This is a genomic window from Streptomyces stoeckheimensis (assembly GCF_045822005.1).
In the GTDB taxonomy this organism is placed as follows: domain Bacteria; phylum Actinomycetota; class Actinomycetes; order Streptomycetales; family Streptomycetaceae; genus Streptomyces; species Streptomyces stoeckheimensis.
On record NZ_CP169550.1, the window covers coordinates 5,896,926 to 5,914,987 of the forward strand.

The 18,062-nt window shown below is 73.4% G+C and carries 14 protein-coding genes; 8 read left to right on the forward strand and 6 right to left on the reverse strand.

Features of this window, described 5'->3' with window-relative positions; all coding sequences use genetic code 11:
- Nucleotide 1: 1 nt before the first annotated feature.
- From ACE1OC_RS26740 to ACE1OC_RS26750, 3 genes are all read right to left on the reverse strand, one after another.
- Nucleotides 2-1,336: an ABC transporter substrate-binding protein gene (locus tag ACE1OC_RS26740; RefSeq protein ID WP_407839152.1), complete on the reverse strand. Its 1,335-nt coding sequence runs from the start codon at nucleotides 1,334-1,336 to the stop codon at nucleotides 2-4.
- 131 nt (nucleotides 1,337-1,467) lie between these two features.
- A complete protein-coding gene (locus tag ACE1OC_RS26745) occupies nucleotides 1,468-2,715 on the reverse strand; it encodes an ROK family transcriptional regulator (protein ID WP_407839153.1) in 1,248 nt (415 codons plus the stop codon).
- Nucleotides 2,716-2,882: 167 nt separating this feature from the next.
- A complete protein-coding gene (locus tag ACE1OC_RS26750) occupies nucleotides 2,883-3,980 on the reverse strand; it encodes a mechanosensitive ion channel family protein (protein WP_407839154.1) in 1,098 nt (365 codons plus the stop codon).
- Between the two features lie 261 nt (nucleotides 3,981-4,241).
- Between ACE1OC_RS26750 and ACE1OC_RS26755 the strand changes: the two genes are divergently transcribed.
- On the forward strand, nucleotides 4,242-4,796 hold the full coding sequence (locus ACE1OC_RS26755; protein ID WP_266877654.1) for an HNH endonuclease: 555 nt from the start codon (nucleotides 4,242-4,244) through the stop codon (nucleotides 4,794-4,796).
- Nucleotides 4,797-5,033: 237 nt separating this feature from the next.
- Here ACE1OC_RS26755 and ACE1OC_RS26760 read toward each other — a convergent pair whose 3' ends face one another.
- Nucleotides 5,034-8,078, reverse strand: coding sequence for a beta-N-acetylglucosaminidase domain-containing protein (locus ACE1OC_RS26760; RefSeq protein ID WP_407839155.1), 3,045 nt, complete (start codon nucleotides 8,076-8,078; stop codon nucleotides 5,034-5,036).
- Nucleotides 8,079-8,549: 471 nt separating this feature from the next.
- Here ACE1OC_RS26760 and ACE1OC_RS26765 point away from each other — a divergent pair, with 471 nt between their 5' ends.
- Genes ACE1OC_RS26765 through ACE1OC_RS26775 form a run of 3 tightly spaced genes read left to right on the forward strand, consistent with a single transcriptional unit; the run spans nucleotide 8,550 to nucleotide 11,071 of the window.
- Nucleotides 8,550-8,747, forward strand: coding sequence for a hypothetical protein (locus ACE1OC_RS26765; protein WP_407841691.1), 198 nt, complete (start codon nucleotides 8,550-8,552; stop codon nucleotides 8,745-8,747).
- Between the two features lie 15 nt (nucleotides 8,748-8,762).
- Nucleotides 8,763-10,811 (forward strand): 4-alpha-glucanotransferase, encoded by a 2,049-nt coding sequence (locus ACE1OC_RS26770; RefSeq protein WP_407839156.1) that lies wholly within the window; start codon nucleotides 8,763-8,765, stop codon nucleotides 10,809-10,811.
- A 20-nt stretch (nucleotides 10,812-10,831) separates the two neighbouring features.
- Complete coding sequence (locus tag ACE1OC_RS26775) at nucleotides 10,832-11,071, forward strand: hypothetical protein (protein ID WP_407839157.1); 240 nt, start codon at nucleotides 10,832-10,834, stop codon at nucleotides 11,069-11,071.
- A 100-nt stretch (nucleotides 11,072-11,171) separates the two neighbouring features.
- Here ACE1OC_RS26775 and ACE1OC_RS26780 read toward each other — a convergent pair whose 3' ends face one another.
- Nucleotides 11,172-11,672, reverse strand: a complete 501-nt coding sequence (locus ACE1OC_RS26780; RefSeq protein WP_274553289.1) for a MarR family winged helix-turn-helix transcriptional regulator — start codon at nucleotides 11,670-11,672, stop codon at nucleotides 11,172-11,174.
- Nucleotides 11,673-11,813: 141 nt separating this feature from the next.
- Between ACE1OC_RS26780 and ACE1OC_RS26785 the strand changes: the two genes are divergently transcribed.
- The 3 genes from ACE1OC_RS26785 to ACE1OC_RS26795 are packed head-to-tail and all read left to right on the forward strand — an operon-like array spanning nucleotide 11,814 to nucleotide 14,655.
- Nucleotides 11,814-12,773 carry an EamA family transporter gene (locus ACE1OC_RS26785; RefSeq protein WP_407839158.1) on the forward strand — a complete coding sequence of 320 codons (960 nt, stop codon included), beginning with the start codon at nucleotides 11,814-11,816 and terminating at the stop codon, nucleotides 12,771-12,773.
- 42 nt (nucleotides 12,774-12,815) lie between these two features.
- Nucleotides 12,816-13,742, forward strand: a complete 927-nt coding sequence (locus tag ACE1OC_RS26790; protein WP_407839159.1) for a DMT family transporter — start codon at nucleotides 12,816-12,818, stop codon at nucleotides 13,740-13,742.
- Nucleotides 13,743-13,752: 10 nt separating this feature from the next.
- Nucleotides 13,753-14,655, forward strand: a complete 903-nt coding sequence (locus tag ACE1OC_RS26795; RefSeq protein ID WP_274553292.1) for a LysR family transcriptional regulator — start codon at nucleotides 13,753-13,755, stop codon at nucleotides 14,653-14,655.
- Nucleotides 14,656-14,846: 191 nt separating this feature from the next.
- Here ACE1OC_RS26795 and pepN read toward each other — a convergent pair whose 3' ends face one another.
- On the reverse strand, nucleotides 14,847-17,417 hold the full coding sequence (pepN, locus tag ACE1OC_RS26800) for an aminopeptidase N (protein WP_407839160.1): 2,571 nt from the start codon (nucleotides 17,415-17,417) through the stop codon (nucleotides 14,847-14,849).
- A gap of 140 nt (nucleotides 17,418-17,557) precedes the next feature.
- On the opposite strand from pepN, the gene ACE1OC_RS26805 reads away from it, so the two are divergent.
- Nucleotides 17,558-18,055, forward strand: a complete 498-nt coding sequence (locus ACE1OC_RS26805; RefSeq protein WP_407839161.1) for a DUF1203 domain-containing protein — start codon at nucleotides 17,558-17,560, stop codon at nucleotides 18,053-18,055.
- Nucleotides 18,056-18,062 lie beyond the last annotated feature (7 nt).

The following is an 18,062-nucleotide window of genomic DNA, read 5'->3' on the forward strand; positions in this document are numbered from 1 at the left end:
GCTACTTCGCCTTCGCGATGTCCGTGTCGATCTGCTGGTCGGTCTTGGCGAGACCGGCGGGGATGTCCGTGACCTCGCCCTTCTCGACCGCGTACGCGAAGTCCGTGAAGGTCAGCTGGTAGGTGCCGCCGTCCGCCTGCGCCGGGGTGGTGGTCGACTTCGGGTGCTTGGCGATGTCGATGAACGTCTTGAACTCCGGGCTCACCTGGAGCTTGGGGGAGTCCAGGGCGGCCAGCGTGGAGGGCACGTTGTGGATGGCGTTGGCGAACTCCACGACCGCCTCGGTGTCGGTCGTCATGTACTTCGTCAGCTCCCAGGCGGCGTTCTGCTTCTTGCTGCCCGAGGCGATGCCCATGATCGTGCCGGCGAGGTAGCCCTTGCCGTACTCGGAGACCCGGTCGTCGGGGACGGGCATCGGCGCGGTCCCGATCTCGAACTTCACCCCGGCCTCCTTCGCCATGGGGGCCCGCCACTCGCCGTCGATCTGCATGGCCACCAGTCCGAGGTGGAAGGGGTGCTCGGCGCTCCACTCGTCGCCGAAGGTGGTGCGGAACTTCTCCAGCTTCTCGTACCCGCCGAGCTTGCCGACCAGGTCCTTCTGCGCCGTCAGCATCTGCGCGAAGCCCGGGTCCTTGGCCAGGTTGGACTTGCCGTCGGCGTCGAAGTACGACGGGCTCCACAGCGCGGCCAGCCGCTGGGGGGCGGTCTCGTAGCCGTGGTAGGTGGGCATGATGCCGAGCTGCTCGTACGAATCGCCCTTGGCGATCGTCAGCTTCTGCGCGGCGGCCACGAACTGGCTCCACGTCTTGGGCGGTTCGGTGATCCCGGCGGCCTCGAAGGCGGTCTTGTTGTAGACGAGGCCGTACGCGTCGTTCAGCAGCGGCAGCGTGCACTGGTTGCCCTTGAACTGGGTGTACTCCAGCAGGGTCTTGGGGAAGACCTTCTCCTTGTCGATCCCGGACTTCTTCAGGAACGGGTTCAGGTCGGCGAAGGCGCCGGAGTTGCAGAACTTGCCGACGCTGTCGGTGGTGAAGGAGGAGACCACGTCGGGGGCCTTCTCCCCGCCGGCGCGCAGCGCCTGGTTGATCTTGTCGTCCGTCATGTTGCCCGTGACGTTCACCTTGATGTTCGGGTGAGCCTTCTGGAACCGGGCGATGTTGTCCTCGATGGCCTTGATCTCGCTGGGGGCGGACCAACCGTGCCAGAAGTTGAGGGTGACGTCCTTGTTCGGGTCGTCGGCGGCCGTGTTGGAGGCGGAGCCCGTACACGCGGTGGCGAGTACGGATATCGCGGCGACGGCGGTTGCGGCGACGGTCAGGCGGCGGATTCCGGGCATGGCGGAGTCACTCTCTGCGCGGGGGGACTTCCTGGAGGGGTGGTGGTGCAGGGGGATGCGTGCCGTGGTGCGGGGAGGTGCCGGTGGTGCGAGGTGGTGCCGGATGGTGCGGTCGTGCCGGGTGGTGCGGTTCAGCGGCGGGAGGTGTCGAAGACCTCGTCGCGGGTGGCGGCGAGGGCGCTTTCCAGCGCCCCGCGCAGTACGGGCCGTTCCCGCACCTCGCCGGTCACCAGCAGGGGCCGGGACGGGGCGAGGTCGGCGAGCTCGGCTTCGAGGAGTTCGCGCAGCGGCTCTCCGCCCGCGATGGTCAGGGCGCCGGAGAGGATCACGATCTCCGGGTCCAGTACGGCGACCAGCGAGGCCAGGCCGGTGGCGAGGGCGGTGGCGTACTCCCGCAGGAGGTCCAGGTGGGGCCCCTCGGGTGCGGCGGCGGCCTGGGCCAGCAGCGCGGCCGCCGCTTCGACCATGGCCCCGGACTCGGCCCCGTGCACGGCGCCGTGCACCGAGCCGGCCCCGGCCGCGGCGGCCGGCGGTGCGTCGACGCCGAGCCGGGCCGCCATCGCGGGCAGTACTTGTGCGCCGGCCAGCTCCTGGTAGCCGCCGGAGTTGACCTGGGTGACCTGACGGACCAGGGGGTGCCCGGCGACCGGCAGGAAACCGATCTCCCCGGCGCCGCCGGTCCAGCCGCGGTGCAGCCGGCCGCCGAGCACGAGGGCGGCCCCGAGGCCCTCCTCGTTCCACAGCAGGACGAAGTCCTCGTGGCCGCGGGCGGCGCCGAGCAGCTGTTCGGCGACGGCGGCGAGGTTCACGTCGTTCTCGTACTCGAACGGCATCGGCAGGGCCGCGGCCAGCTCGTCGAGGAGCGTGGGGGACTGCCAGCCCACCAGGTGGTCGGCGTAGCGCAGCACCCCGGTGCGGGGGTCGAAGGAGCCGGGGGTCGCGATGACCACCCGGTGGATGTCGGCGAGGTGCAGCCCGGCGTCCTTGACGGCCTCGCCGAGGGCGCGGGTGACGTGCTCGACCGGCCCGACGGACTCCGCGTAGGGGAGCTCGTGGCTGCCGATCACCTCGCCGGTCAGGTCGGCCACGGAGGCGAGGATCCGGCCCGGGGTGACGTCGAGCCCGGCGACGTAGGCGGCCCGCGCGTTGACGGCGTAGAGCTGCGCGTTGGGGCCGGGGCGGCCGGTGGCGGTGCCGGTGGCGACGACGAGCCCGGCGGACTCCAGCCGGGCCAGGAGCTGGGAGGCGGTGGGCTTCGAGAGGCCGGTGAGATGCCCGATCCGGGTCCGGGACAGGGGACCGTGCGTCAGCAGGAGCTCGAGCGCGGCCCGGTCGTTCAGGGCGCGCAACAGGCTGGGCGTACCGGGGGTGGCGGGCATGGGGTGACTTCTCTCTCACCGAGGTGAACTGTTAGGTAAGTTTCCTATTGGTGGGTCGCTCGTGTCAATGGCACTGCGTACACCACTGCCCCCGCAGGTCGGACCTACGGGGGCAGCGGTGTGTCTGTGCGCGGGGCCGGGCTGTGCCCGGCGGAGCGGGGCGGGCGCTACTTCGTGATGCGCGGGCCGGAGACCGAGCCGCCCGCGGCCGGCTGCGGGATCTCCGCGGTGGCCAGGGACTGCGGGGACGTCGGGTTCGCGAGCGCCGACGGCGGGGCCACGGCGGCCGCGGGGTCGGCCGGAGCGGCATCCTCCTCGGGCGCCGGAAGGCCCCCGACGATCCCGATGCCCGCGGCGTCGAAGGCGTCCTTGATCCGCCAGCGGAGCTCGCGCTCCACGGCGAACTGCTGGCCCGGCATCGTCTTCGCCGACACCGACACCGACATCGAGGCCAGCAGCACCTCGTCCAGGCCCAGCACCTCCACCGGACCCCACAGCCGCTCGTCCCACGGGGACTCCTTGGCCATGGTGTCGGCGATGTCCTTGATCACCGCGCGGATGCGGGACAGGCTCTCGGTGGGCTTGACCTGCACCGCGACGCTCGCCGTGGCCCAGCCCTGGCTGAGGTTGCCGATCCGCTTGATCTCGCCGTTGCGGACGTACCAGATCTCGCCGTTGTCGCCGCGCAGCTTGGTGACGCGCAGACCCACCTCGACGACCTCGCCCGAGGCCACCCCGGCGTCGATCTTGTCGCCGACGCCGTACTGGTCCTCGAGGATCATGAACACGCCGGAGAGGAAGTCCGTGACCAGGTTCCGGGCGCCGAAACCGATGGCCACACCGGCCACACCGGCGCTCGCCAGCAGCGGCCCCAGGTTGATGTCGAGCGCGCCGAGCACCATCAGGGCCGCCGTGCCGAGGATCAGGAACGAGGCCACCGAGCGCAGCACCGAACCGATGGCCTCGGACCGCTGACGGCGCCGCTCGGCATTGACCAGCAGGCCGCTCAGGGCCGTGCCCTCGACGGCGTCGGCGCCGCGGTTCATCCGGGTGATCAGCTTGGTCAGCGACTTGCGGACCACCGAGCGCAGGGCGAAGGCGGCGACCAGGATGAGGAGGATCCGCAGGCCCAGGGCCAGCCATCCGGCCCAGTTCTCCTCGATGAAACTGGCGGCGTTCGTGACGCTCTCGTGCGTTTCTCTGATCGTTTCGGACGCGTCCGGGTTGTCGGCTGCGAGCGGGAGCAGGGCGGCAGGCCAGGGCACGGCGGGAACCTCCAGATGTAGCGTCCTGCCCGCGGAAGGGGTGGGGCGGGCAGACCATCCACCCTAACGGGGCATTAGGCCTGACTTGTTGCCGTGTTCGAGGGAGAGACCAGACTCACGCGGGGAGGAAGCGGGTGTGGTCGAAAACACCTCGGACCCGTTACGGGCGCGTGGTGGCGCTTCGACCAGCCGTAAGGGGAGACTGGAAAGCAGATCGTCCCGGCGCGAGCCACGCGCCGCCGGCGTTATAGGAGGCAGTCCGTGCCGCACGTCCTGGTCCTCAACGCGTCGTACGAGCCCCTCGGCGTCGTACCGCTCCGTCGCGCGCTCGTCCTCGTCCTGGAGAACAAAGCCGTCTCCCTGGAAGAATCCGGCGCCTTTCTGCACAGCGCGACAAGGGCCGTCCCCGCTCCCAGCGTGGTTCGGCTCAAGCGCTTCGTGCGGGTCCCCTACCGGGGGCCCGTTCCACTCACCCGCCGCGCGTTGTTCGCCCGGGACGGTGGCCGCTGCATGTACTGCGGGGCCGTCGCCACCAGTGTCGACCACGTCATCCCGCGCAGCCGGGGCGGGCAGCACGCCTGGGACAACGTCGTCGCCGCGTGCCGCCGCTGCAACCACGTCAAGGCCGACCGGCACCTCGTCGATCTCGGCTGGCGGCTGCGGCACCAGCCGGCTCCGCCGTCGGGGCTGGCCTGGCGGATCATCGGGACGGGGCACCGGGATCCGTGCTGGATGCCGTACCTCCAGCCGTACGGGGCGGAGGATGCGCTGGATCGCATCGGGGTCCCGGTGGCCGCCGCGGCGGTCGCGTCGTAGCCCCCTGAGCCGGGCCCCGGCTGCGGGTGTGCCGCTGCGCGGGGCCGGTGTCCCCGCAGCGACCCTTGGCGCTGCGCGGGGCGGAGTTCCCCTACCCACCCTTCGCCCGTTCCCCGGGGCTCCGCCCCGGACCCCGCGCCTCAAACGCCGGCGAGGCTGGATTTCGCGTGTGAGGACCGGGTCCGGGCGGAGCCCGGGGAACGGTGGAAGGGCGGGTAGGGGACTTGCCCCGCAGGGTTACGGGGCGGCCACCGCGAAGGCCTCGGCTCCGAGCAGGCTGCAGCCGTAGCGGGTGGCGCGGGTCTCGCAGGTGACCCGGACGAAGCGGGCCGGCCCGGCCGCCGGGTCCAGGTGGACGGAGTCCACTCCGCCGCGGGACTCGACCGTCGCCGACGGGTGCCAGCCGACACCGTCCGCGGAGGTCTCCACCCGGAACCGGGACGGGTACGCCTCCTGCCACCGCAGCCGCAGCAGCCCGATCCGCGCAGGCGCCGGCAGCTCCGCCTGCCACCAGGCCCCGTCGGCCGCGGGCGAGGACCAGCGGGTGGCCGGGGAATCGTCCAGCGCCCCCGACGCGGGGAACGCCGGGGTCTCGTCGGCCGAGGAGGAGGCCACGGCGGAGCGCAGCAGGTTCGGGCCGGCCGTCCGCGGATGGGCGCGGACCTTCAGCGTGTGCGTCTCGGAGCCGAAGGTGACCGGGACCTCGTAGGTGCCCGGCGCCGTGCCCGCGGCCACCGCGACCTCGACCGGGACGGTCGCCGTCGTACCGCGTGCGGCCGCGGCCGTCTCCGGCAGGCGCACCGAGATCCCCGGCGGCGCGGTCGCCGACAGGGGCCCGCGGACCTCGCCGGGACGCAGCGCGGACAGCTGCGCCGGGATCCGCTGCGCGGCCCCGCCGATCTCCGCGTCCACGGTCTGCGCCAGCTCGAAGCGGGCCTCCGGCCCGTCCGCCGTCCACGGGACCACGCCGTGCACGGCCGGAGCCGGGCCCGACCAGACGAGCCGGACCGCGTCGGCCCGTAGGCCGCCCACGTCCGCCTGGGTCCAGCCCGACGGCGCCGCCTCCGCGACCTTGCGCCAGCCCTCTCCCGGTACGTGGGCCTCGATCACGGCGCCCCGGCTGCCCGGCGGCAGCGGGTCGGTCATCACGGTCACCACCGACACCGGCCGGGCATCCGACAGCTGGACCGTCCACGCGTCGGCCTGCCGGGTCACCGTGCCCGGCGCGCGGGCCGCGCCGGTCCACGCGTCGGCCTCGGCCGCCGCCCGCGCCAGGAAGGGGTCCAGCACCGCCTTGTCGACCCGGGCGGCTTCCGCCCCGGACAGCGCCGCACGGGCGGTGGTGAGGGCCTGCGAGGCCTGCCAGGCCGCCGCCCCGTCCCCGCGGGCCTGCGCCTGGAGGACGTCGAGGGCCAGCTCCCCGGCCGCCCCGTAGCGCGCGAGCCGCGACAGCCAGGGCCCCGCCTCCTCCGCGAGCGCGGGCAGCCGGTCCGGGGCCTCGCGCAGCACGCGGAAGGCGGCGCGCAGCCGGTCGCCCGCCGCCGGGTCGCCCGAGCTGCGGGCCCGCCAGAACTCCTCCATCAGCGGGACCAGGTAGGCGGACTCCGGCTGGGCGAGGCCGGAAGAGGCGTTGTTCCCGGCCAGCGCGGCCAGGGCCTCGCGGGCCTTGGGGTCGGGTCCGGCGAGCGAGGCCACGGCCGCCGCCCAGGAGTCGGCGGCCCGGTAGCCGCGCGGGTTCCACGTGAAGTCCGACGCGGTGAACAGCGGGATGCGCGACAGCGTGCCCTGGGGCATGGCGTTGGCCAGCACGGCCGCCGAACCGCCCGCGACCACCGGGTCGCGTCCCGCGTACGGGCCGAGGAAGATCCGGCCCGGATCCCAGTCGTTGACCGGGTAGTTGTCCATGGTGACCAGCGGGTGCCGGCCGAGCGCCGAGCGCGCCCCGTTCATCTCCTGCCCGGTGATCGTGCGCGGCACCACGCCGACGCCGGTCCAGGCCACCTCCACCCGCTCGTCCAGGGCCTCGGCCAGCGCGGTCCGGTAGGGCGTCGCGCCCTCCTGGTAGTACTCCGTCGGCAGCAGCGACAGCGCGGGCGCCCCCGGATAGCGCCGGGCCAGGTGCGCGGCCAGCTCGCCCGCCACCTCCGCGTGCGCCTTCGCGGCCGCCGCAGGGCCCTTGCCGTACCGCTCGCGGTCGGCCCGGCAGCCCCACTCGGTGTAGCTGACGTCCTGGAACTGCACCTGGAACGCCCGGAACCCCAGGTCCCACATGGCGTCCAGCTTGCGGGCGAGCGCCGCCCGGTCGGCCGAGGAGGCCAGGCACATCGACTGCCCGGGCGCCACCGCCCAGGCGAGCACCACCTTGTTGGCGCGCGCCCGGTCGGCCAGCTCCCGCAGCTCCGCCGCCCGCGGCGCCGGGTAGTCGCGGCGCCATTCCGTGGTCCGGTACGGGTCGTCACCGGGCGCCAGCAGCAGCCGGTTCAGCTTGGTGCGGCCCATGAACTCCACCTGCGCGAGCCGCTGGGCGGCCGTCCACGGAGTCCCGTAGAACCCCTCCGTGATCCCGCGCACCGGCGCGGTCGGCCAGTCCCGTACGAGGACGCCCGGCACCTTCCCGCCGCCCTGGGCCAGCAGTTGACGCAGCGTCTGTGCCGCGTGGAACAGCCCGTCGTCGCCGGTGCCGGCCAGCGCGACCGTGTCCCGCCCCTCGACGCGGCCCACCGCCAGCCGGTAGCCGCCGGCCGGGAGGTCGCCGGCCGCGCCCGAGCCCAGGGCGTGCAGCGCCCGCTCGGCATCGGCGCCTTGGAGCCGTACGACGGGGACGGCGTCGGGCAGCGGTTCCCCGTCGGCCCGCTCGTGCAGGGTCCGTACGCCCGCCCCGTGCAGGGCGTCGCGGACCACCTGGGCGGCGTACGCGTCCACGCCCGCGGGCAGCACCAGCACGGCCTCGGGGCCCAGCGGCACCGCGCGCGCCGGGTCGGCGGCCATCGACTGCGGCCGGGGCCACACCGCGAGCCCCCCGTCGGCGGCGCGCGCCGGATCGGAGCCGGGGTCGAGCACGGGGGCGGGCACGGGAACGGGCGCCGGGTCGCGCAGTGCCGCGGGCACCACCGCGGGTGCCGCGCCCGCGTTCGGCGCGGCGGGTCCGTCCGGCGCGTCGGGCGCGGTCGGCGAGGCGAAGGCGCTGGGGGGACCCACCACCGCCGAGCCGCCCAGCAGTGCGCCGATGACGGCGACCGCCGCAGCCGTGGCCGTGACCCGCTTGCTGCCCCTGGTCTGCACGGAGCCACCCCGTCCCGAGTCGTCCCCCGCTCGTACGAACGAGCCAGAGCCCACCATCCGTACGGCCGGGGTGTCAACGTCGGCGGGTGATCTGACCTGGATCGGCCATGAATGCGGTGCGGCCGACTGGGTATGGCTGGGATGTTCTCCGGACCGCGCACCGGAGGGTGTTCCCGACGTTCCCGCACGCCAGGGCCGATGGCTCCGCACGCGTGGCGACCGCCGCGGAGCTCCGCAACACCTCTCGTGCGCGGAGCGAACACAGGCACGTCTGTACGGATTCACGTCCCGCGCAGGAGAATTTCCGCTGTCGGTGGTGCGCGGACGGTGCGCGGACCGACACAGTGGGAGCCATCCACGGGTCCTGACCGATCCTCACGCACGAAGGAGTGCCTGCCGGTGAACACCAAGGCTGCGAACACCAAGGCTGCAACCACCGAAGCCGCGAACGCCGGAAGCGCCACCACCGCCATATCCGGCCCCAAACGGATCCCGCCGCTCGCCCACCTGCCGGCGCAGGCCGGACCCGACGAGCGGCCCCTGACCAGCGAGCCGTCGCTCGCCGACGCCGCGCACGCGCCGTTGACCAGTGAGCCCCCGCTCGCCTGCGAGGCCCCGCTGACCAGCGAGCCGACCACCCATGCCGCGGCGGCCGCCGCGGGTGACTAGACGAGAAGGAACCTGATGGACGACCTCGCCCGGCTCGCGGCCCTGTACGGAGTGGCCACCACCTACCAGCCCGCCGAGGACGTCACCCTCCGGGTCCCGGAGGCCACCATCGCCGCCGTGCTGCGGCAGCTGGGGGTGGACACGGACACCCCGGAGTCCGTACGGGCGCACCTGGCCACCGCCGAACACGACGCGGCGCACCGGCTGTTGCCCCGCGTGCTGGTGTGGTGGGCGGGATCCCGGCCGCCCGTGGAGCTGGGCGCGCTGCCGCCGGGGACCCGGACGCTGCTGGAGGCGGAGGCCGAGGGGGCCGGGCCGTCGGAGGCGGCGGGCCGTGCGGTCCGCCAGGAGCCGCCTGCGGCCTGGAGCGCGGCCGACGCGGGGGAGCCGCCCCTCGGCGTGCACCGGATCCACGCCGAGGCCCCGGACGGCCGCACCGCCACCGCCACCCTGATCGTTGCCCCCGACCGGGCTCCGGCGGCGCCCGAACGCACCCACGGGCTGCTCGTCCAGCTCTACTCGGTGCTCTCCGAGCGTTCCTGGGGCATGGGCGACCTGGGCGATCTCGCGGAGCTGGCGCGCTGGGCGGGACGCATCCACGGAGCCGGCTTCGTCCAGGTCAACCCGCTGCACGCGGCCGTGCCCGGCACCCCGACCGACCCCTCCCCGTACCGGCCGTCCTCGCGCCGCTTCCCCGACCCGGTGCACCTGCGGATCGAGGACGTCCCCGAGTACGCCGACTGCCCCGACCGGGCCGCCCTCGCGGAACTGGCCGACCGGGGGGCGGAGTTGCGGCGCGAGGTGCTGGAGAAGGGGGCGCTGATCGACCGGGACGCCGTCTGGACCCTCAAGCGGGCCGCCCTGGAGCTGCTGTACGCCGTCCCGCGGAGCCCCGAACGGGAGGCGGCCTACGGGGAGTTCCGCGCCGAGCAGGGCGCGGAGCTGGACCGGCACGCCGCCTGGTGCGCCGGGCACGCCGGGGAGGACCCGAAGGCCGGGGCCGACTTCCACCGCTGGCTGGTCTGGCTGACGGACGCCCAGCTCGCCGCCGCCCAGCGCGCAGCCAAGGAGGCCGGGATGGCGGTCGGCATCGTGCACGACCTGGCCGTCGGGGTGCACCCGGAGGGCTCGGACGCCACCGGCGCCCCCCACTACGCGCGGGCCGTCTCGGTCGGGGCCCCGCCGGACGCCTTCAACGCGCGCGGCCAGGACTGGGGGCTGCCCCCGTGGCGGCCCGACCGGCTTGCCGCCACCGGGTACGCGCCGCTGCGGGCTCTGCTGCGGGGGGTGTTCAGGTATGCGGGCGCGCTGCGCATCGACCACGTCATGGGACTGTTCCGGCTCTGGTGGATCCCGGAAGGGGCCCCGCCCGCCGAAGGCGCGTACGTCGCGTACGACGGGGAGGCGATGCTCGCCCTGCTGGTCCTGGAGGCGCACAGGGCGGGGGCCCTGGTCATCGGCGAGGACCTCGGCACCGTGCAGCCGGGGGTCCGTCAGGCGCTGGCCCGGCGCGGGGTGCTGGGCACCTCGGTGCTGTGGTTCGAGCGGGACTGGGGCGGCGACGGCGAGCCGCTGGAGCCGGAGCGCTGGCGGGCCGACTGCCTGGCCACCGTGACCACCCACGATCTGCCGCCCACGGCCGCCAAACTGGCCGGCTCCCACGTGGAACTGCGCGACCGGCTCGGCCTGCTGACCCGCCCGGCCGAGCGGGAGCGCGCCGAGGACGCGGCCGACACCGCGCGCTGGCTGGACGTACTGGAGGACCTCGGGCTCGACACCAAGGGCGAGGAGGCCGCCGTACGGGCCCTGTACGGGTTCTTGCTGCGCACGCCGGCCCGGCTGGTCGGGGTCTGGCTGCCCGACGCGGTGGGGGACCGGCGGCCGCAGAACCTGCCCGGCACCTGGGACCAGTACCCCAACTGGCGGCTCCCGGTCGCCGACGCGGAGGGCCGGCCGCTGACCCTGGAGGCACTGGCCGCCTCGCCGCGGGCGAACGCCCTGCTGGGGGCGGTGCGGGGGGCGGTGGGAACCCGTACGGCACCCCCGGGCGCGCGCGGCGTTTAGGTGTTCGCTACGTTTGCACCGTGGACAAGAAGAACGCTCTGCGCGCCGGCGCCGTCACGGCCGGATCGACGCTGATGATGCTGCTGATGACGTCTCCCGCCCTCGCGGTCACCCGTGACGACGGCGACGACCCGGGTCCGGGCCTGAGCGTCGCCGAGACGCTCGGCCTCTACGTGGCCGCGCCGATCGTGCTGTTCCTGGTCATCGCCGGTCTGGTGATGGTCGGCGACAAGTCGCGCAAGGCGCAGAACGAAGGCTGACCGAAGACCGAACGAAGGCGCCGGGGGTCCCTGAGGACCCCCGGCGCCTCGTCGTACCCGGGCCCGGTTCGCCGGGCCCGGCTCCGCAGGCCGGGGTCCGCTAGGGGGTCCCTGCCATCACCTTGCGCAGCAGACCGGTGAGCGTCGCGATCTCCGCCTCGTCCAGCCCGGTGAGCGCTTCCCGCTGCACCTCCAGACCCGCCGCGACCGCTTCGTCGATGAGCGCGAGGCCCCGGTCGGTGATGGTCACCCGCAGCCCCCGCCGGTCGTCCGGATCGGGGCTGCGGCGCAGCAGCCCGGCCTTCTCCAGCTTGTCCAGCCGTCCCGTCATCCCGCCCGTGGTGAGCATCAGCGTGGCCGAGAGCTGGCGGGGCGAGAGGGTGTACGGGCTTCCGCTCCGGCGCAGCGTGGCCACGACGTCGAACTCCCCGCGCGAGATTCCGTAGCGCGCGTAGGCCTTTTCCATCGCGTCGCCCATGGCTTTGGAGATCCGGTAGATCCGGCCGAAGACGGCCATGGGTGCGGTGTCCAGATCGGGTCGCACCGCGAACCACTGGTCCGCGATCGCGTCGACCGCGTCGACGGGGGCTTTGTCGGTCATAGGCGCAGTATCCGGCTTCCACTTGTTCCTTCGCAAGAAAGTTGCTTGCAGGAAAGTAGCTTAGTGCTAAGCTACTTCCAAGTGAGCTACTCTCTCGAACCGCTCGCTCGAGCTACTCGTCCCTGCCGGAGGAGCACCGCCGTGAAGCGCATCGCCACCATCGCCCTGACCGCCCTCGCCCCCATCTCCTGGGGCTCCACCTACTTCGTGGCCTCCGAGCTGCTGCCGCCCGACCGGCCGCTGTTCACCGGCGTGATGCGCGCCCTGCCCGCCGGACTCCTGCTCACCGCCCTCGCGCGGAAGCTGCCCACGGGGCGGTGGTGGTGGAAGGCGGCCGTCCTGGGCGGACTCAACATCGGCGCCTTCTTCCCGCTCCTGTTCCTCTCCGCCTACCGCCTGCCCGGCGGGGTCGCGGCCGTATTGGGCTCCGCGGGACCGCTGTTCGTCGTGGGGCTCGCCGCCCTCCTCCTGGGTGAGCGGGCCCGGCTGCGGACCGTGCTCGCCGCCGTGGCGGCGGCCTTCGGCGTCAGCATGGTGGTGCTGACCGCCGAGGCGCAGCTCGACCTGGTCGGGGTGGTGGCCGGCATCGTCTCCTCCGCCTCGATGGCATCGGGCACCGTCATGACCAAGCGGTGGGGGCGCCCGGAGGGTGTCGGCCCGCTGGCCATGACCGGCTGGCAGCTCACCGCGGGCGGCCTGATCATCATTCCGGTCGCCGCGCTGGTGGAGGGGGCGCCGCCGGCCCTCGACGGCAAGGCCTTCCTCGGGTACGGCTACATGATGCTGATCAACACCGGCATCGCGTACTGGCTCTGGATCCGCGGCATCGGGCAGCTCAGCGCCACGTCGGTCACCCTCCTCGGCCCTCTCTCGCCGCTCACCGCCGCCGTCATCGGGTGGGCCGCCCTGGGGCAGGCGCTGTCGCCGGTGCAGGTGCTGGGCATGGTGATCGCCTTCGGCGCCACCATCGCGGGGCAGCTCGCGGCGGGGAGGGCTGGCGCGACGGCTGCGGCGCGACCGAAGGCCGGATCGTTCAGTTCTGCTGAAGAGACCGATCGAAATGTTTCGATGGACCTGACGGGTGACCCGGTGCGACGGTAGACCAACGAACCGACACTCCGAACCCCGAGGGGGAGACACACCGTGGCCGTCATGGACCGAGTCCGCACCGTCCCGCAGGAAGCACTGCCCGGCAAGGCGAAGAAGGCGGCCGCCGGTCTCGGCATCCTCCTCGCCCTGCTCGCGACGGTCGTCTGGTCCGGCAGCTTCGTCGCCACCCGCGGCATGGCCGACAGCATCCCGCCCGTCCAGGCCGTCTTCTGGCGGTGGGTGATCGCCACCGTGGCCGTCGCCCCCTTCGCCGCCCGGCAGGCCTGGCAGCAGCGGGCCCTGATCCGCAGGCACTTCGGCTACATCGCCCTGGCCACCCTCTTCGGCGTCACCCTCTACAACACGCTCGTCCACCAGGCCGGACTGACCACCTCCGCCTCCAACATGGGCATGATCATGGCCGCCTCGCCGGTCATCATGGCCCTGTACGCCCGGCTCGGCGGCGAAAGGCTCGGCGCCCGGCGCACCTTCGGCCTGGCCCTCGCCGCCCTCGGCGTGCTCCTCCTGGTCGGCAAGGGATCGATCCGCTTCGACTTCGCCGCCGGCGACCTGTGGATGTTCGGCGCCGCCCTGTCCTTCGCCACGTACAGCGCGCTCCTCAAGCGCAAGTCCGCCGAACTGGGCGGCCTCGCCTTCCTGCTCACCACCTTCGTCCTCGGCGCCCTGATGCTCGCCCCCGCCTACGCCGTGTCCGTCGGCGTCCAGGGCGGCTTCCGGGTCACTCCCTCCACCGCCGGAATGCTCCTGTACGTCGGCGTCTTCTCCTCCGCCGTCGCCTTCTTCGCCTGGAACAAGGCCGTCGCGATGATCGGCGCCGCCCGCGCCGGAGTCGTCTACTACCTCCAGCCTGTCTGCGTCGCGGGCCTCGGCCTGCTGCTCCTCGGCGAGACGACCGGCCCGACGCAGCTCCTCTGCATGGCGCTGATCCTGGGCGGCGTGGGTCTGGGTGCCCGGCGGTAAGTTCGGTCCCATGATCGAGTGGGACATCAAGAAGCTGCGGATCCTGCGGACCCTCGCCGAACAGGGGACCGTGACCGCGACGGCCGAGGCGCTGCACATGACGCCCTCGGCCGTTTCGCAGCAGCTGACCAACCTGGCCAGGATGCTGGGGGTCCCGCTGCTGGAGGCCCAGGGCCGCCGGGTCCGGCTCACCGACGCCGCACACCTCGTACTCCGGCACGCGGAGGCCGTGTTCGCGCAGCTGGAGCGGGCCGACGCGGAACTCACCGGATACCTCGCGGGGGAGGCGGGGGAGGTGCGGATCGGCGCCTTCTCCACCGCCGTACCGGTCCTCGTGGTCCCGGCGGTCGCCGCCCTGAGGCGCTCGCACCCCGGGGTGGAGGTCCGCGTACGGGAGACCGAGGCGGCCGAGTCCTACGAGCTGCTGTCCGCCGGGGTCGTCGACCTCGCGCTCTCCCTCGCCGCGCACGCCCCGACCGCCCGTGATCCCCGCTTCACCCGCCGGACCCTGCTGGAGGACCCCCTCGACGTGGCCCTGCCCCCGGACCACCCGCTGGCCGGAGCCGCGGAGCTGCGGCTCGCGGACCTGTCCGGGGATCCGTGGATCTACGGCGGCTCCGGGCCCTGGTCGGAGATCACCCGCAACGCGTGCGAGGCGGCGGGGTTCGTGCCCGAGCAGGCTCACTCGGCCTCCGGCTGGACCGCGATCCTGGCCATGGTCGAGGCGGGCATGGGGGTGGCGCTGGTGCCCCGGATGGTGGCGAGCCGCGCGGCGGGCGTCGCCGTCCGCGGGCTGCCCCACGACCGGCCCACCCGGCACGTCATCGCCGCCCTGCGGCGGGGCTCGGAGTCGGCCCCTGCCGTGGCCCACGTCCTGGCGGCCCTACGAGCCGTCGCCACGGCCCGGCCGTAGCCGCCGCGCGGGGTGGGCAGCCCTGCGGGGCGAAGTCCCCTACCCGCCCTTCCACCGTTCCCCGGGCTCTGCCCGGACCCGGTCCTCAAACGCCGGACGGGCTGGAATGTGCCGCGCAGCGGTACATCTCAGCCTCGCCGGCGTTTGAGGCGCGGGGTCCGGGGCGGAGCCCCGGGAGCGGACCCGCGGGGTTACGCCTGGGCGTCCGCCGCCTGGGCGCGCAGCGCGCGCTCCACGCCCGCGCGGGACTCGGAGACGAGGCGCCGCAGGGCCGCGTTCGGCTCGGCCGAGGCCAGCCAGGCGTCCGTCGCCGCGAGGGTCTCCGCGGAGACCTGGAGGGACGGGTAGAGCCCCACCGCGATCTGCTGGGCGATCTCGTGGCTGCGGGTCTCCCAGACCTCCTTGACCGCCGCGAAGTACTTCGCCGTGTACGGGGCGAGGAGCTCGCGCTGGTCGGTCTGGACGAAGCCCCCGATCACCGCCTCCTGCACCGCGTTCGGCAGCGAGTCGCCCTCGACGACCGAGGCCCACGCCTCCGCCTTGGCCTCCGCCGTCGGACGCGCCGCGCGGGCGGTCGCCGCGTGCCGCTCGCCCGCCGCGGTCTTGTCCCGCTCCAGCTCGGCCGCGATGGCCGCCTCGTCGGCGACGCCCGTGGCGACCAGGCGCTCCAGGAAAGCCCAGCGCAGGTCGGTGTCCACGGCCAGGCCCTTGACCTCGGCCGAGCCGTCCAGCAGCGCCGACAGGTAGGTCAGCTGCTCCTCGGTGCGGGCCGTCGCCGCGAAGGCGCGGGCCCACGCCAGCTGGTGGTCGCTGCCCGGCTCGGCCGCGCGCAGGTGCTCCAGCGAGGCCTCCGTCCACAGGGCCAGGCCCTGGTCGCGCCACGCCGGGTCGGCGTACAGGTCCACGGCCAGCTTGACCTGGCGGTGCAGCGACTGGACGACGCCGATGTCCGACTCCTTGCCGATGCCCGACAGGACGAGGGCGAGGTAGTCGCGGGTGGCCAGTTCGCCGTCGCGGGTCATGTCCCAGGCCGAGGCCCAGCACAGCGCGCGCGGCAGCGACTCGGTGAAGTCGCCCAGGTGCGCGGTGACGTTGGCGAGGGACACCTCGTCGAGGCGGACCTTGGCGTACGACAGGTCGTCGTCGTTCAGCAGGACCACGGCCGGACGGGTCCGGCCGATCAGCTCCGGTACGGCGGTGAGGTCGCCGTCGATGTCCAGCTCGATCCGGTCGCCGCGCACCAGCTTGCCGTCGGTCAGCTCGTACAGGCCGACCGCGATGCGGTGCGGGCGCAGGACGGGCTCGCCCTTGGCGCCGGCGGGCAGTGCCGGAGCCTCCTGACGGATGGCGAAGGCGGTGATGGCGCCGTTCTCGTCCGTCTCGATCTCCGGGCGCAGGATGTTGATGCCGGCCGTCTCCAGCCACGCCTTCGACCAGGCGGTCAGATCGCGGCCGGAGGTCTCCTCCAGCGCGCCCAGCAGGTCCGACAGGCGCGTGTTCCCGAAGGCGTGCGCCTTGAAGTACGCCTGCACGCCCTTGAAGAAGGCGTCCTGGCCGACGTAGGCCACGAGCTGCTTGAGCACCGAGGCGCCCTTGGCGTACGTGATGCCGTCGAAGTTGACCAGGACGTCGTCCAGGTCACGGATGTCGGCCATGATCGGGTGCGTGGAGGGCAGCTGGTCCTGCCGGTACGCCCAGGTCTTCATGGAGTTGGCGAAGGAGGTCCAGGCGTGCGGCCACTTCGAACCCTCCGCGTACGCCTGGCAGGCGATGGAGGTGTAGGTGGCGAACGACTCGTTCAGCCACAGGTCGTTCCACCACTCCATGGTGACGAGGTCGCCGAACCACATGTGCGCGAGCTCGTGCAGGATGGTCTCGGCGCGCGTCTCGTACGCCGCGTCCGTCACCTTCGAGCGGAAGACGTACTGGTCGCGGATGGTGACCGCGCCCGCGTTCTCCATGGCGCCCGCGTTGAACTCCGGCACGAAGAGCTGGTCGTACTTCGCGAAGGGGTAGTCGTACGCGAACTTCTCCTGGAACCAGGTGAAGCCCTGCCGGGTCACGTCGAAGATCTCGTCGGCGTCGAGGAACTCGGCGAGCGAGGGACGGCAGTAGATGCCGAGCGGGACGGACTGACCGTCCGCGCCCTCGTAGGAGCTGTGCACCGCGTGGTACGGGCCGACGATCAGGGCCGTGATGTACGTGGAGATGCGCGGGGTGGGCTCGAAGCGCCAGACGTTGTCGGCGGGCACGTCCGGCGTCGGGGAGTTCGAGATGACCGTCCAGCCCGCGGGAGCCGTCACGGTGAACCGGAACGTCGCCTTCAGGTCGGGCTGTTCGAAGCTCGCGAACACGCGGCGCGCGTCCGGGACCTCGAACTGGGTGTACAGGTACGCCTGCTCGTCGACCGGGTCGACGAAGCGGTGCAGACCCTCACCGGTGTTGGTGTAGGCGCAGTCGGCAACGACGCGCAGCTCGTTGTCCCCGGCGGCGAGGTGCGCCAGCGCGATCCGGGAATCCCGGAAGACGGCGGCCACGTCGAGCGACTTGCCGTTGAGGACGACCTCGTGCACGGCCGGAGCGACCAGGTCGATGAAGGTCTCGGCGCCGGCCTCGGCGGACTGGAAGCGCACGGTGGTCACGGAGGGGTACGTGCCGCCCTCCTGCGCGCCGCTGAGATCGAGCTCGATCTCGTACGAGTCGACACTGAGCAGCTTTGCCCGCTGCTGAGCCTCTTCACGGGTCAGATTCGTGCCTGGCACGCGGTCATCTCCTTCGATGGTGACGTTCCGGCCCATCCTTCCACGCGGGCCGCGCCACCGCGCCGGAGTCATCCACGGGCGAAACGCGACGTCCGATTTCCGCCAGCTCCGACCGGTCCGCCGGGAGCACCCTGGACCCCATGACCACCCACACCGTGCTCGCCATCGCCCCTCCCGTCCTCGCCCGCCTGCGCACCCTCGACGACGCCGGTCGGCCCTGCACGCCGTACGAGGACCCGGAGGGCGGCGCCCCGCTGCGCTGCTGCCTGCGCCGCAGCGTCCCCGGAGAGCGGATCGCCCTCGTCTCGTACGCCCCGCTGCGCCGCTGGGCCGCCGCGACCGGCGCCGACCCCGGGGCCTACGACGAGCAGGGCCCGGTGTTCGTCCACGCCGCCGACTGCGGCGGACCGGCCCCGGAGTCCGGCCTCCCCTTCGCCCACCCGGGTGCCCTGCGCACGGCCCGCCGCTACGACGCGGCGGGCCACATCCTCGGCGGGCGGGTGCTCGACCTCTCCGAGGACCCGGACGCGGTGGTCGGGCAGGCGCTGACGGAGGCCTTCGAGGACCCGCGGACCGCGCTCGTCCACGTCCGCTCGGCCGAATTCGGCTGCTACCTCTTCGAGGTCCGCCGGGCATAGGGGCTCT

Excerpts from the sequence above, each read along its gene's own strand:
- ACE1OC_RS26740 (WP_407839152.1), bottom strand. The coding sequence starts at position 1,336 with ATGCCCGGAATCCGCCGCCTGACCGTCGCCGCAACCGCCGTCGCCGCG.
- ACE1OC_RS26745 (WP_407839153.1), bottom strand. The coding sequence starts at position 2,715 with ATGCCCGCCACCCCCGGTACGCCCAGCCTGTTGCGCGCCCTGAACGAC.
- ACE1OC_RS26770 (WP_407839156.1), top strand. The coding sequence starts at position 8,763 with ATGGACGACCTCGCCCGGCTCGCGGCCCTGTACGGAGTGGCCACCACC.
- ACE1OC_RS26780 (WP_274553289.1), bottom strand. The coding sequence starts at position 11,672 with ATGACCGACAAAGCCCCCGTCGACGCGGTCGACGCGATCGCGGACCAG.
- ACE1OC_RS26795 (WP_274553292.1), top strand. The coding sequence starts at position 13,753 with ATGATCGAGTGGGACATCAAGAAGCTGCGGATCCTGCGGACCCTCGCC.
- ACE1OC_RS26805 (WP_407839161.1), top strand. The coding sequence starts at position 17,558 with ATGACCACCCACACCGTGCTCGCCATCGCCCCTCCCGTCCTCGCCCGC.